The sequence below is a fragment of the Azospirillum sp. B4 genome (assembly GCF_000333275.1).
Lineage (GTDB): Bacteria > Pseudomonadota > Alphaproteobacteria > Azospirillales > Azospirillaceae > Nitrospirillum.
On the sequence record NZ_BACU01000116.1, the window covers coordinates 1 to 13,913 of the forward strand.

Sequence of the window (13,913 nt, forward strand, 5' to 3'; positions counted from 1 at the left end):
TCGGCAGAGGCTTGCCGCCACGGTAGACGGCCAGCACCGCCTCGCGCACGTCGGCCTCGCGCATGCGCGCCTTGGTCAGGTCGGCGCCGCGCATGCTGACGCCGCGCAGGTCGGACTTGGACAGGTCGGCTTGGCGCAGGCAGGCCAGGCGGAAATCACAGGCGAAGAGGGAGGCGTTGCGCAGACGGGTACCCACCAGTTGGGCCTGGTCCAGGCGGCTGCCCGTCAGGTCGGCGTCGGTCAGGTTCAGGGTGGAAAGAACGGCGCCGCGCAGGTCATGCAGGACGAAGGCGAACCGGGCGCCGCCGATACGCCCCTCGATCAGCCGTTCGTGCTTGCGCGCCGCCTCGACGACCTCAGCGGGGGTGGCCCGCCGCCATTCAAACCCGTCCTGGTACTGCCGTTCAGGATGCATCCAGCCTAGCCATCCGACTTACCACCACCGCCCCGATGGGTAGGTGGGCTGGTTCCATTGTTGCACCCCCGCTGGAGGTTTTAGAAGCGGATTCACCGGCAGTTCACGGCAAGAAAACATCCTTTCTAAGACATGAACTTGCGGCAATTCTCAATCATTGTGCCATACAGGGCGCGGATCAACTCTGACGGGCGCAAGCGACCAAAGGGAATGTTCTCCACCGCGTACTCCACCAGTCCTTCCGGCGGCCTGACGGGAACGATCTCGAACCCCGCCTTGCGCAGGCCGTCCACCACGGCATGTGCCTGCTTCGTATAGTTTTCATTAAAGAAGGTCTTGTCCGAGCGCTTGATCGCTTGGGCGATGGTGTCGACGATCAGGGGCAAGGCGGCGTATCCTCAAGGTCCAGGTCGGGAATTGGGCGGCGTCAGCCGCCGATGTTATAGCGGCGCAGTTCGGCGCCCAGGCGCCCCCCCACGAACAGGAAGAACATGCGGAAGTCGCTGATCAGCGACCACAGCGGATAGGTGAAGGTGGCCGGCCGGTTGTGCTCCACAAAGAAATGGCTGACCCAGGCGAAGAAATAGCCGCAAACCGGGGAGATGGCGAAGAGGCGCCAGTCACCCGTCACCACCCCGGCGGCCAACACCGCCAGCACCAGGCCGGTGCCGACGAAGTGCCAGGCCCGCGTGGCCGGCTTGGCGTGCTCACCCAGATAGAAGGGCCAGAACGCGCCATATGTCGCGATGCGCTGTCCACCTGCCGCCATGGTCCGTCCCCTCCCGTCCGGCGCCGTCCCGTTCGCGGGGCGGCACTGCCGCCTGCGCGCTTGCAAAGCCCGCTTGCGCGCCTTAAGTCTCCGCCGGATTAGACCAGAGCGGCCCCCGCCCCCGCAAGCGGCCCGCCCTCTGGTCCCCGCCAGAGATATGAGGAGCATGGACCATGGGCTATAAAGTCGCCGTCGTGGGCGCCACGGGCAATGTCGGGCGCGAGATGCTGCAGATCCTGGCGGAGCGGGAATTCCCGGTCAGCGAGGTGGTGGCGCTGGCCTCGGAGCGATCCATCGGGTCGGAGATCAGCTTCGGCGACGACGACCTGCGCGTCCAGGACCTGGCCAAGTTCAACTTCACCGGCACCGACATCGTGCTGTCGTCCGCCGGCGCCAAGGTCTCCGCCCAGTTCGCGCCCAAGGCAGCCGCCGCCGGCGCCGTGGTCATCGACAACACCAGCCATTTCCGCATGGATCCGGACGTGCCCCTGGTGGTGCCGGAGGTGAACCCCGAGGCCATCGCCGGCTACAAGAAGAAGGGCATCATCGCCAACCCCAACTGCTCCACCATCCAGATGGTGGTGGCGCTGAAGCCCCTGCACGATCTGGCCCGCATCCGCCGCGTCGTCGTCTCGACCTACCAGTCGGTGTCGGGCGCCGGCAAGGAGGCGATGGATGAGCTGTTCACCCAGACCCGCGCCATCTATGTGAACGACCCCATCGAGAAGAAGCAGTTCACCAAGCAGATCGCCTTCAACGTCATCCCCCACATCGACGTCTTCATGGAAGACGGCACCACCAAGGAAGAGTGGAAGATGACGGTGGAGACCAAGAAGATCCTGGACCCGTCCATCAAGGTGACGGCCACCTGCGTGCGCGTGCCCGTGTTCATCGCCCATTCCGAGGCGATCAACGTGGAGTTCGAGAACCCCATCAGCGCCGATGAGGCCCGGGCCGCCCTGCGCCGGGCCAAGGGCGTCTCCCTGATCGACCACCAGGCCGACGAGGGTTACGTCACCCCGGTGGAGGCCGCCGGCGACGACCTGGTGTTCGTCAGCCGCCTGCGCGAGGATTACACGGTGGAGAACGGCCTGAACCTGTGGGTGGTGTCCGACAACCTGCGCAAGGGTGCCGCCCTGAACGCGGTGCAGATCGCCGAGCGCCTGGTGAAGGACCACCTGAAGAAGTAGGTGCTTGGCTCCGCGAAAAAGCGAAAACGCCGGCCTTCTTCAAGGGCCGGCGTTTTGCTTTTGAGGCAGCGGCCGCGTTCAGGACTGCTTGGCCACCACTTCCAATTCGCAAACCGGCGAGGCCATGCCGCGCGCCGACAGGCGGATGTGCATGCCCTGGGCGTCGCGCACCTTCAGCGTGGTGGATGCGCCGGCCGCCAGGTCCATGGTGCGGCCAGCCGTGGCCACCGTGCTGTCGGTCAGGATGTATTCCAGGGTGCAGCGCCGGTTGCCGGTGTTGTGGAACAGCGCCTCGCCCGGCCCCACGATCTTGAAGCCGAAGCTGCGGCCCTCGTTGAAATCCATGCGGCCGGCGCAGGGGCTGCCCGCCCCCACCACGCATTCCACGTCGCGCGGCGGCGCCTTGGCGTTACCCACCAAGCGCGGATCGCGCAGCAGCGGCTGGTTGGCGGTCACGGATTCGCCGGCCCCCGGCGCGCCGCCCTGGGGCGTTCCCTGGGGGGACGTCGGCGCCGCCTGGGCCCACGCGCCACCGGCGGCCAGGCACAGCAGGGCCGCCAGCGCGCCGCTGCGGCCCACGGGGATGGCCCGGGAAATGAAGGAACGGCTGGAACGCGACGGCATGGGGAAAACGCTCCTTATGGCAACCGCCCTAGGGGTAGCCCCAAGGACCGCCGCTGGGCAAGCCGCATCACACGCGGCAGAGACACGCTGAAGACACTATCACGGCCCAGCGGACATCCGCCGTCGCGCCCGTCACAGCACATGGCTATTCTGCACCCCTCGACAAGCCTAAGCCCTGGAAGCCGCCCCATGTCCGCCCGCCCCCGCCGCTCCGCCCTGTACATGCCCGGTTCCAACGCCCGCGCGCTGGACAAGGCCAGGGGCCTGGCCGCAGACGTGTTGATCCTGGATCTGGAGGACGCGGTGGCGCCGGACGCGAAGGACCTGGCGCGCGACCAGGTGCGCGCCGCCGTGGCCGCTGGTGGCTTCGGCCGGCGGGAACTGCTGATCCGCACCAACGGCCTGGACACGCCCTGGGGCCATGCCGACCTCATCGCCGCCGCTACCGCCGGCGCCCACGGCGTGCTGATCCCCAAGGTGGAGTCGGCGGAGGCCGTGCGCCAGGCCGAGCGCCTGCTGACCGCCGCCGGCGCGCCGCAGGACCTTGCCCTGTGGGTCATGATGGAGACGGCGCTGGGCATGCTGAACGCCAAGGAGATCGCCGCCGCCTCCCCCCGCCTGGCCGGCATGGTGCTGGGCACCTCGGACCTGGCCAAGGAACTGCACGCCCACCATACGCCCCTGCGGCTGCCCATGATCACGGCGCTGGGCCTGTGCCTGCTGGCCGCCCGCGCCCATGGCCTGGCCATCCTGGACGGCGTGCATCTGGACCTGAATGACGATGCCGGGCTGGAAGCCAGCTGCCGCCAGGGGGTGGAACTGGGCTTCGACGGCAAGACCCTGATTCATCCCAAGCAGTTGGACACCGCCAACAGCACCTTCGCGCCGGACGCGGCGTCCCTGGACCGCGCCCGCCGCATCATCGCCGCCCACACCCAGGCCATGGCGGAGGGCAAGGCCGTGGTGCTGGTGGATGGCCGTCTGGTGGAGGCCTTGCACGTGGCCGAGGCCCATCGCCTGGTGGCCCTGGCAGAAGCGATTGGGGCGGAAACCATGGGGACGGAGGCGACCGGCGGCTGACGCGGCGCGCGCTCAGGTTTCCCCTTTCGGGGTCCGGCGTTCCACAGTCATCGGCTGGATGGCATGGCCACCGAAAGCCGTCAGCGCCGCCTGCATCGTCGACCAGGCCCAGTTCTCCGGCTTGCCGTCGTTCAACCTGAACCACCCGACATAATTCTTGGAATATCCCGGTTCCCGGAACCCCATTTTGCTTAACTTGCGGCCCACCGCCGCCGTGATCACGCGGCGCAGGGCGGGATTGGCCTCCGCGGACTCGATCTCGCACGGGATCACGGGCTCAGCCGTCTTGCTGCATTGGATATGAAATCGCCCCAATTGAAGGTGACGACCCGGCGACCAGGCCCCGCTTACCCCCATCAGCCAGGTGAAGGCGTCACCGATCTCCTTGATGTTTTGCTTGACCAGGGCTTCCGCCTTATCGGTATCCATGGGGATAGACTTCAACGGCGCGGGAAGCTGCGATTCGTCTTCGTCATCCATGCCCTCGACTTCGCAACCTTCCTTCAGATCTTTCTGGGAACGGTCGTTGAACGCGATCTCCCCGCCATAGTCGCGGCCGGCGGGATTTCGCGGCGGGCAGGCCACCGCCGGGTAAGATCCGGTCGCGGTCTCGATATCCCCCAGTCCCACGTCATACCCCCCGACCAGTGTGGCGACCATGAAACCAGCCAGCTTGTCATTCGGCCACTCCGACGGGGTCAGACGCGCGACGAAATTGCCGGTCTTCCGGTCGGAGACGTAGCCCAGATCCTTCAGGTTCGCCCGCCGCTTCTTGGTCAGGGGGTGCCGCATCCAGGGTTGTCCCCGGGGTCCCGCCGCCTCACAGGTGATGACCGTCTCCTGGGGTGCCCGCCGGCATTGCACGAACTGATCGCCGTCGTGTGCCTCCACCGCGACGCCGCGCCCATCCATCTTGTCGGCATGCGCCAGGACAGCGACCGCCTTGGCCAATTCCTCCTGGGGCCCGTCTTTCGCGTGGACCCCGGCGACGGTCGAACACGCCATCGCCATACCCGCAACAATGATCCTGACCGCCTTCATTCGCAGACTCCCTTATTTGGCAGGCTTGGAGGTATGGCGTTCCACCTCCAACGGCAGGAACACGTAGGTGCCGAAGCCCTGCTGCGCCGCCTGCGCCAACGTGTCGGCGATGGCCTTGGTGTCCTTGTCCCGGGCGTCCCGCCGGAGCGGAAAGTTCTGGGCGTAGTTCAAGGAATAGCCGGGCTCCAGGAACCCAAGCTTCTCCAGCCGGCGGCCGGCGGCGGCGTTCAACACCGGCTTCAGCCGGGGCATGATGTCGCCGGACACCACCTCGCACTGCATCGACGGATCTTCCGCCTTCATGCACTGGATGTAGAAGTCGCCCCAGGAAAAGATGGCGATGTGATGCTCTGGCCCCGTGCCACCGGCCACCCAGTCCACCGCCTCGGCGATGGTCTTGTATTGCTGGGACAGGAGATCCGTCGCGTCGTCCGGCCTGGGCGGCCGGGGTGGCAGGGAATCGTCATCGCCATCATCATCCCGCCCTTCAAGGTGGCAGCCCTCCGCCGTGTACCTGACCGTGATGCCCAACGGCACCACCGCCCCGCCATAAGGATTGCCGGCAGCAACCCGCACCGGACAATCGGCGGCTGGAAACCATCCATGTCGCACCATGGGGTCCTGGCCACTCTTGCCGTACCCGACCTCCAGGGCTTGGATCATGAAGCCTATCAGCAGCTTGGGTTCAGGCGGCGGATCCCAGCGTCGGATGAAATTTCCCGTTTGCCGGTCGGCGGTGAAGCCCAGCTCCTTCAAGGCGGCACGGCGTTCCTTGGTCAGGACATGGCGCATCCAGGGCTGGCCCCGCGTCCCCGCCGCCTCGCAGGTGATGACGGTCTGGCGCGGCAGATGCCGGCATTGGACGAACTTGTAGCCATCGCTGACTTCCACCAGTCCGCCACGCCCCTCCGGATCATCCCTGTAAAGCTGGGTCTGAACGGTCTTGATGATCGACTCCGCGGTCGGTTCTTTGGCCCAGGCCATGCCCGTGCACAGCAGAACCAAGACCAGGCTGGCGCCGACGCCCCTTTTCGCCCCCATACCCCACCCCGCAGGTTGCCGCATGGGCAATCTACTTGTGGGGGTCGATCTTATCAATCATGCAACTGCAGAGCCTGGCGGTACTGGTAGCGATAAGCAGTTTGGAACCCCGCCCGGGCGTAGGTCGCCAGGGCCGCGTGGTTGGCGCCCCCCACCTGGAGATAGGCATGGGTGGCGCCCGCCTCCGCCCCCGCCGCCAACAGGCGCGTCAGCAGGCGATGCGCCAGGCCCCGGCCGCGCTGCCCCCGGGCCACCAGCACCTTATAGATGCCGAGCCAGCCGCGGTCGACGACGCCCAAGGCGCTGGCGGCATAGCGGTCGCCGTCCCAGGCGCTGACGTAAAGGGTGGGAACCGCGATGGCGGACAGGAGTTGGCGCATGGATCCCCGCTCGCCTACCGGCAGGGGCAGGGCCTGGGCATAGCCTTCAAGCAGGTCTTCGGCGGGGGCCGTCTCCACCCGCCAGCGCAAGCCATCGGCCACCGGCGCCACGCCGGGAGGAATCAGGCCAGGGGGAATGACAGCGGCCTGCACCAGGTTCTCCTCCTGCCGCCGGTAGCCGCGACGGTCCAGCTCCGCCGTCAGTTCGGCTGGCGCCAGCGGGGTGATGCGAAAACGCGGGGGCAGGCCTTCGCGGACATAAGCGGCCTCAACCCTGTCCACCTTTCGCGCCACCGGCAGGGTCCCGGCCGCAAGACAGGTGACGGAGTTGGAACGGCCCGTGTGGCCTTGGGCGAAGCGCAGCAGCCAGCCATCATCGTGGATGGTCTTCAGCGCCGGCCAGGCCGTGAGGCACAGGTCTTCCAGCAGAGGGCACAAGTCGTTGTCCGGCAAGCCGGAAAATTTGATTTGATCGGACCGCATCATGTCCCGACTGTACGCAGCGTCCTGGCCGCCGGCAATCCATCGGCATGGGATGAAGATGTCGCGAATAAGGATATTTCCGCAGCCATGCCGAAAACCTCACGCACCCATGCGCGCCCCCCCTTGTATTCGCAAAAGTCGGCCCCAGGCAGGGCGTTGACGGGGCGGGGGCAGGGGCGTAATTGACTTCACATCCTATCCGCCCCCGGCGGTGCAGCAATTTGGCCGGCGTCCCGACCCGCATGTCGCGGGCGCCACATGGCCGACGCGGCACCGGCACCTGATAATCCAAAAGGACGAGGACGCGCGAATCATGAGCGAGACCAGCGTGGCCAAAAAGGCACGGCCGCTGTCGCCCCACCTCCAGGTCTATCGCCTACCCCTGCCCGCCGTGTCGTCGATCACGCACCGCATCACCGGCATTGCCCTGACCGTGGGCACCCTGGTGCTGACGTGGTGGCTGGTCGCCGCCGCCAGCGGCCCGGACGATTTCGACACGGCTCAGCGCGTGCTGGGCAGCCCCATCGGCCTGCTGGCCTTGCTGGGCTGGACCTGGGCCTTCGGCTACCACCTGCTGAAGGGCATCCAGCACCTGATCTGGGATGCCGGCGTCGGCGTAAACACCGCGAGCGCGCAGCGCAACTCCGCCTTGGTGTTCGGCGCGTCCTTCGTTCTCACGGCGATCGTCTGGATCGCCGCCTTCGCCCTCTGACGGGAGCGCGCATTCAAATGGCTTCTACGTCCGACAACGGCTTCCGCACGCGCCTGGGCCGCGTGCGCGGTCTTGGCTCCGCCAAGAGTGGCGGCGCCCACTGGCTGGCCTATCGCATGGTCGCGGCGCTGCTGATCCCGCTGACCGTCTGGTTCCTGATCTCCATCGTCCGCCTGGCCAAGGCGGAGCATGCCGACGCCATCGCCTGGCTGCACCAGCCGGTGAACGCGGTGCTGCTGCTGATCACGCTGATCGCCACCTTCCACCACGCCGCTTTCGGCATGCGGGAAGTCTATGAGGATTACATCCACGGCAAGCTGGCGCGCCTGGCCGCCATCGCCCTGACCAACGGCGCCGCCATCCTGCTGGCCGCCGCGAGCGTCTTCGCCGTGCTCAAGATCGCCTTCGGGGCGTGAGGAAGGACTGTCATGGCTAACGCCTACCCCATCATCGACCATCAGTACGACGTCGTCGTCGTTGGCGCCGGCGGCGCCGGCTTGCGCGCGACCTTCGGCATGGCCGAAAAGGGCCTGAAGACCGCCTGCATCACCAAGGTGTTCCCCACCGCAGCCACACCGGGGCGGCCCAGGGCGGCATCTCCGCCGCATTGGGCAACATGGGCGAGGACGACTGGCGCTACCACATGTACGACACCGTGAAGGGGTCGGACTGGCTGGGCGACCAGGACGCCATCGAGTACATGGTGCGTGAGGCCGTCCCGGCCATCATCGAGCTGGAACACTATGGCGTGCCCTTCTCCCGCACCCCGGAAGGCAAGATCTACCAGCGCGCCTTTGGCGGCATGACCACGCGCTACGGCGAGGGTCAGGCCCGCCGCACCTGCGCCGCCGCCGACCGCACCGGCCACGCCATCCTGCACACCCTGTATCAGCAGAGCCTGAAGCACGAGGCCGAGTTCTTCGTGGAATACTTCGCGCTGGACCTGCTGATGGAAGACGGCGAGTGCAAGGGCGTCCTGGCCTGGAACCTGGATGACGGCACCATCCACCGCTTCCGCGGCCACCAGACGGTGCTGGCCACCGGCGGCTACGGCCGCGCCTACTTCAGCTGCACCTCCGCCCACACCTCCACCGGCGACGGCGGCGGCATGGTGCTGCGCGCCGGCCTGCCCCTGCAGGACATGGAATTCGTGCAGTTCCACCCCACGGGGATCTACGGCTCCGGCTGCCTGATCACCGAGGGCGTGCGCGGCGAAGGCGGCTACCTGACCAACAGCGAGGGTGAGCGCTTCATGGAGCGCTACGCCCCGTCGGCCAAGGACCTGGCCAGCCGCGACGTGGTCAGCCGCTCCATGACCGTGGAAATCCGCGAGGGCCGCGGCGTGGGTGAGCACAAGGACCACATCCACCTGCACCTGGAGCACCTGGACCCGGCCATCATCCACGAGCGCCTGCCCGGCATCGCCGAGACCGCCAAGGTCTTCGCCAACGTGGACGTGACGCGTGAGCCCATCCCGGTGCTGCCCACCGTGCACTACAACATGGGCGGCATCCCCACCAACTATCACGGTGAGGTGATCAACCCGACGGCCGAGAACCCGGACCAGGTGGTCCCGGGCCTGATGGCCATCGGCGAGGCGGCTTGCGTGTCGGTGCATGGCGCCAACCGCCTGGGCTCCAACTCGCTGCTGGACCTGGTGGTGTTCGGCCGCGCCGCCGCCAACCGGGCGGCGGAGACGGTGAAGAAGGGTGCCGCGCACAAGACGCTGTCGCAGGACGTGACCGACAAGGCGCTGGCCCACCTGGACAAGGTGCGCAACGCCAAGGGCGGCACCCGCGTCGCCCACCTGCGCCTGGAAATGCAGAAGATCATGCAGAACAACTGCGCCGTCTTCCGCACCGGCGAGGTGCTGGAGGAAGGCGTGGAGCTGATGAAGGGCGTGTGGGCCAAGCGCGACGACATCGCCGTCAGCGACCGCTCGCTGATCTGGAACTCCGACCTGGTGGAAGCCCTGGAGCTGGACAACCTGATGCGCCAGGCCGTGGTCACCATCAATTCGGCGGCCAACCGCAAGGAAAGCCGCGGCGCCCACGCCCGCGAGGACTTCCCCGAGCGCGACGACCACGAGTGGATGAAGCACACCACGTCCTGGGTGGATGAGAAGGGCGCCGTCACCCTCGGTGACCGTCCCGTCCACATGTACACCCTGACCGGTGACATCGACGTCATCCCGCCCAAGAAGCGCGTCTACTGACGCCTTAGCCGAACGGACCTGATGCCATGGCCGAGTTCTCCCTTCCCGCGAATTCCAAGGTGCTTCCCGGCAAGACGACGTCGGTGAAGACGTCCGCGACCAAGCGGGCCAAGACCTTCCGCATTTACCGCTACGACCCGGACAAGGGCGCCAACCCCACCGAGGACCGCTACGAGATCGATCTCGACAAGTGCGGCCCCATGGTGCTGGACGCCCTGATCCACATCAAGAACGACGTCGACAGCACGCTGACCTTCCGCCGGTCGTGCCGCGAGGGCATCTGCGGCTCTTGCGCCATGAACATCGACGGGCGCAACACGCTGGCCTGCCTGAAGGCCATCGACGACGTGAAGGGCGACGTCAAGATCTACCCGCTGCCGCACATGCCGGTGGTGAAGGATCTGGTGCCGGACCTGAACACGATCTATGCCCAGTACACCTCCATCAAGCCGTGGCTGCAGAGCCAGAGCCCGGCCCCGTCGCGCGAGCGGCTGCAGAGCCCGGAGGAGCGTGAGAAGCTGGACGGCCTCTATGAGTGCATCCTTTGCTTCTGCTGCTCCACCAGCTGCCCCAGCTATTGGTGGAACGGCGACAAGTACTTAGGTCCCGCCATCCTGCTGCAGGCCTACCGCTGGATCGCCGACAGCCGGGACGAGATGACGGGTGAGCGCCTGGACAACCTGGAAGACCCCTTCCGGCTGTACCGCTGCCACACCATCATGAACTGCACCCAGACCTGCCCCAAGGGCCTGAACCCGGCGAAGGCCATCGCCGAGATCAAGAAGCTGATGGTCGCCCGCGCCGCCTGACGCGAACGGCCCATTGAACGGAAAAGCCGCGGCGGTCCCCTGCCGCGGCTTTTTTGTTGGCGCGACGGGAACGCGACGACAGCCGGATGAAGCTGAAGGCGTGAATGCGACAATCGCCCGATTGTCCGCGAAGCTCCCACGCATGTCCCTGGCCGCCCACCTTCCCACGCCCGCCGTCTCCGCCTCTTATCGCGCCGCCCTCCTCACGACCCTGCTGGCCCCCTTGATGGTGAAGCTGCCCCAGGTGCTGGGGCTGCTGCTGGCCAGCCCACTATTCACCGAAAGCGGCCTGGGTGTCGGCATCATCCGCCGTGGCCTTCCGTCCCTGGACCCCAATATCGCCTATACCAGCCAGACCCTGGGCCACCGGGCTGCCTTGGATTGGCTCTCCGGCCATGTTCCGTGGTGGAACCCTTTCGAAGGGGTTGGCGGCCCCTTGGCCGGAGAAATGCAGTCCGCCGCGCTGTCGCCGCTGACCCTGTGGCTGGCACTGCCCAACGGGCAGCTGTACCAGCATCTTACCCTGCAGATCCTGGCCGGTCTGTTCACCGTTCTGCTGCTGCGCCGCCTGGGTATCGCGCCCTTGTCGGCCACGGTCGGCGGCCTGCTGTTCCAATTCAACGGCACCTTCGCCTGGCTGGGCAACGCCGTGGTCAATCCCATCCCCTACTTGCCCATGATGCTATTGGGGGTGGAGGACATCCGGGCCCACCAGAACCGGGGCACGGGCTGGATAGCGGCGGGCTTGGCGCTGTCGCTTTATGGCGGCTTTCCGGAGACGGCTTACCTCGACGGGCTGCTGGCGGTGGCCTGGACATTGGCCCGCCTTCCCGGGTTGGACGGGCGCCGGCAGATCGTCTTTCTGATCCGGACAAGCATGGGTGTCGCCGCCGGCCTGCTGTTGGCCACCCCCCTTCTGATCGCCTTCCTGGATTATCTGCCCCATGCCCATACCGGCGGTCACGCCGGGGCGGGCTTCGTCGGCCTGCATCTGGCGCCCGAGCGGCTGGCAAACCTGACGTTGCCTTATCTTTCCGGTCCCCTGGGCCAAGGCGAAACGCCGGGGACCCCAGCGTTCTGGGGCGATGTCGGCGGTTACGCCCCCTTGGGACTGGTGGCCCTCGCGTCCGCCGGCGCCGTGGGGCCGGATCTGCGCATCCTGCGACGGACGCTGGCGGCTTGGGTTTGCGTCACCGTGGCCACGGTCTATGGCCTGCCTGTGGTGTCCAGCCTGGTCACGGCCATTCCCGGCGTGGGAATGGCGGCGTTCTATCGTTATCTGCCGCCATCCTTTGAATTCGCGTTGGCGATTCTGGCAGGGCTGGCCTGCCACGACCTGGGGCGCGGAACGGCTGAGGGCCAGCGGGCGCCGGATCTGTTGGGCGGCGTCGGCGTGGCCCTGACCCTGACGGTGGCGGGCCTGGTGCTGGCCGCCCGCGCCTTCCACGGGCTGCCGCCCTTGCCATGGAGCGTCCCTTCCCTTCTCCTCGGCGGTGTCGTCGCCCTGTTGCTTGCGCTGGTCGCCGTCAGGCCCCTGCCTGGTGCGCACCGAAGCCAGGCGGTGGCCCTGGCGGCGGTGGTGGAGGCGGTGGCGCTATTCGCGGTACCGACCGTGGGCCTGCCACGGTCTGGTTCCGTGGACCTGCGGGGCATCCAGTTCCTGCGCGACCATATCGGGCTGCAGCGCTTCTACACCCTGGGGCCGCTTCCGCCCAACTATGGGGCCTATTTCGGCCTGGCTGGGATCAACCATAATGACCTGCCCCTGCCCCGGGCCTGGGTGGAGCATGTGCGGCGCCACCTGGATCCCAACACCGTGGATATCCTGTTCACGGGCACGCGGCGCCTGTCGGATGCCGGTCCCTCCGCGCTCCAATCCCTTCTGGCGAACCTGCCGGAGTACGAAAAGGTGGGCGTCCGCTACGTCCTGGCCCCCGGCGGCATCAGCCCGTTCGGCCAGCCGCTACCGGGACCAGACCCGGCTGGAACCGCGACGCCGCTACCGCTCAGGAGTGGCGACGAGGTCGTCCTGCGGACCGCCACCGCCGGGCGCACCGGGTCGCTGCAGGGTGTCAGCCTGTTCATCGCCACCTATGGCGACCACAGCGATGGATTGCTGCGGAGCACAGTTTGCAGCGGCGTCTCCTGCGCCGATGCGGTCGCCGACCTGACGCAGGCGGCGGACAATCATTACGTGGAAACGGATCTGACGCGGCCGCTGGCTGTCACGGACGGCCCCCTGACCGTCACCCTTCGCCGGGAGGGTGGCACCGGGCGCATGGCGATTTGGGTTTGGCCTGCGTCCCCCGACGGCGCCCTGGACATGACCCTGAACGGCGCGGCGGTGGCGGGGCGAACCCCGAAGCTCGCCCTGGATTTCAGTGAGCCGACGCTGCCACCGAGGGTCTACGCCGACCGCACCATGGCCATATATGAGCTGCCCGCGCCGGCGCCCTATTTCTCGGCCTCCGATTGCCAGCTGGCTCCCCAGTCACGCGACACGGTGGTGGCGGATTGCGCGATCCCATCGCTGCTGCGCCGGCTGGAATTGTCCATGCCGGGCTGGAGCGCCACCGTCAACGGCCGGAACCTGGAGGTGGCGGCCGATGGCCCGCTGTTCCAGGCGGTGCCATTGCCCGCCGGTCGGTCCACCGTCTCCTTCAGCTTCGTTCCGCCGCACATGGGCTGGGGCCATGTCGCCTTCGCGGTCGGCCTGGCATTGACCCTGGTGGGGATAATGACAGGCCGGCCTCATGGGTCCGGCCTCAGCGATCCTCACTGACGGAAATCAGGGCCGTATCCTTCACGACGCAACGCATGACGTGGCGGCCAGCGGCGCTGGTGACATCCCGGCGGGGCATGAGTGTGAACGGCTGGGTGACGATCTGGCGACCGTCACCCTCCGTCACCAGGGACGGCAGGTCGAAGGCGATCTTGTAATAGTCATCATAGACATGGTCGACTTCCCGCCGGCAGACGGTGGTCGAGGTGCGCGGCAGGTCGTAGTGGTGGGGGCCACTGTCATCGGCGTTGATGACACAGCCACTGAGCCCCAGGCAGCCAAGGACCGCCCCCATGATCGCACGGTTACGCATCGCCCCATTCTCCCCTTCTGGCGGTCGTGAGGCGGCCCATGAGGCGCCCCGTACCCCTT

At 67.2% G+C, this 13,913-nt stretch carries 14 protein-coding genes and 1 pseudogene; 7 read left to right on the forward strand and 8 right to left on the reverse strand.

Annotation, left to right across the window (positions count from 1 at the left end; all coding sequences use genetic code 11):
* The 3 genes from I55_RS05505 to I55_RS05515 form a co-directional block, all read right to left on the reverse strand.
* The coding region (locus tag I55_RS05505) for a pentapeptide repeat-containing protein (RefSeq protein WP_044559505.1) at positions 1-415 on the reverse strand (415 nt) is incomplete at its 3' end.
* 125 nt (positions 416-540) lie between these two features.
* Positions 541-801, reverse strand: coding sequence for a hypothetical protein (locus I55_RS05510; RefSeq protein ID WP_044559506.1), 261 nt, complete (start codon positions 799-801; stop codon positions 541-543).
* Between the two features lie 41 nt (positions 802-842).
* Positions 843-1,184 carry a DUF962 domain-containing protein gene (locus I55_RS05515; RefSeq protein WP_044559507.1) on the reverse strand — a complete coding sequence of 114 codons (342 nt, stop codon included), beginning with the start codon at positions 1,182-1,184 and terminating at the stop codon, positions 843-845.
* A gap of 173 nt (positions 1,185-1,357) precedes the next feature.
* Here I55_RS05515 and I55_RS05520 point away from each other — a divergent pair, with 173 nt between their 5' ends.
* Positions 1,358-2,374 carry an aspartate-semialdehyde dehydrogenase gene (locus I55_RS05520; RefSeq protein WP_044559508.1) on the forward strand — a complete coding sequence of 339 codons (1,017 nt, stop codon included), beginning with the start codon at positions 1,358-1,360 and terminating at the stop codon, positions 2,372-2,374.
* 78 nt (positions 2,375-2,452) lie between these two features.
* Here I55_RS05520 and I55_RS35330 read toward each other — a convergent pair whose 3' ends face one another.
* Positions 2,453-2,998, reverse strand: a complete 546-nt coding sequence (locus I55_RS35330; protein ID WP_044559509.1) for a hypothetical protein — start codon at positions 2,996-2,998, stop codon at positions 2,453-2,455.
* A gap of 189 nt (positions 2,999-3,187) precedes the next feature.
* Here I55_RS35330 and I55_RS05530 point away from each other — a divergent pair, with 189 nt between their 5' ends.
* Positions 3,188-4,078: a CoA ester lyase gene (locus I55_RS05530; protein ID WP_044559510.1), complete on the forward strand. Its 891-nt coding sequence runs from the start codon at positions 3,188-3,190 to the stop codon at positions 4,076-4,078.
* A 12-nt stretch (positions 4,079-4,090) separates the two neighbouring features.
* On the opposite strand, the gene I55_RS05535 is transcribed toward I55_RS05530, so the two are convergent.
* The 3 genes from I55_RS05535 to I55_RS05545 are packed head-to-tail and all read right to left on the reverse strand — an operon-like array spanning position 4,091 to position 6,978.
* Positions 4,091-5,119 carry a hypothetical protein gene (locus tag I55_RS05535; RefSeq protein WP_148293584.1) on the reverse strand — a complete coding sequence of 343 codons (1,029 nt, stop codon included), beginning with the start codon at positions 5,117-5,119 and terminating at the stop codon, positions 4,091-4,093.
* A gap of 12 nt (positions 5,120-5,131) precedes the next feature.
* The gene (locus tag I55_RS05540) at positions 5,132-6,160 is read right to left on the reverse strand and encodes a hypothetical protein (RefSeq protein WP_044559512.1); all 1,029 of its coding nucleotides are present in this window, start codon (positions 6,158-6,160) and stop codon (positions 5,132-5,134) included.
* Between the two features lie 53 nt (positions 6,161-6,213).
* Positions 6,214-6,978 (reverse strand): GNAT family N-acetyltransferase, encoded by a 765-nt coding sequence (locus I55_RS05545; protein WP_159107116.1) that lies wholly within the window; start codon positions 6,976-6,978, stop codon positions 6,214-6,216.
* Between the two features lie 358 nt (positions 6,979-7,336).
* Between I55_RS05545 and sdhC the strand changes: the two genes are divergently transcribed.
* From sdhC to I55_RS05570, 5 genes and pseudogenes are all read left to right on the forward strand, one after another.
* Positions 7,337-7,735 carry a succinate dehydrogenase, cytochrome b556 subunit gene (sdhC, locus tag I55_RS05550; protein ID WP_085939950.1) on the forward strand — a complete coding sequence of 133 codons (399 nt, stop codon included), beginning with the start codon at positions 7,337-7,339 and terminating at the stop codon, positions 7,733-7,735.
* Positions 7,736-7,752: 17 nt separating this feature from the next.
* Entirely contained in the window at positions 7,753-8,151 is a 399-nt protein-coding gene (sdhD, locus tag I55_RS05555; RefSeq protein ID WP_044559513.1) for a succinate dehydrogenase, hydrophobic membrane anchor protein, read from the forward strand.
* Between the two features lie 12 nt (positions 8,152-8,163).
* A pseudogene (gene sdhA, locus I55_RS05560) lies at positions 8,164-9,950 on the forward strand (succinate dehydrogenase flavoprotein subunit).
* Between the two features lie 26 nt (positions 9,951-9,976).
* On the forward strand, positions 9,977-10,759 hold the full coding sequence (locus tag I55_RS05565) for a succinate dehydrogenase iron-sulfur subunit (RefSeq protein ID WP_044559514.1): 783 nt from the start codon (positions 9,977-9,979) through the stop codon (positions 10,757-10,759).
* A 142-nt stretch (positions 10,760-10,901) separates the two neighbouring features.
* Positions 10,902-13,541: a hypothetical protein gene (locus I55_RS05570; RefSeq protein ID WP_044559534.1), complete on the forward strand. Its 2,640-nt coding sequence runs from the start codon at positions 10,902-10,904 to the stop codon at positions 13,539-13,541.
* On the opposite strand, the gene I55_RS05575 is transcribed toward I55_RS05570, so the two are convergent.
* Positions 13,525-13,854: a hypothetical protein gene (locus I55_RS05575; protein WP_148293585.1), complete on the reverse strand. Its 330-nt coding sequence runs from the start codon at positions 13,852-13,854 to the stop codon at positions 13,525-13,527. The genes I55_RS05570 and I55_RS05575 overlap by 17 nt on opposite strands.
* Positions 13,855-13,913: the final 59 nt, after the last annotated feature.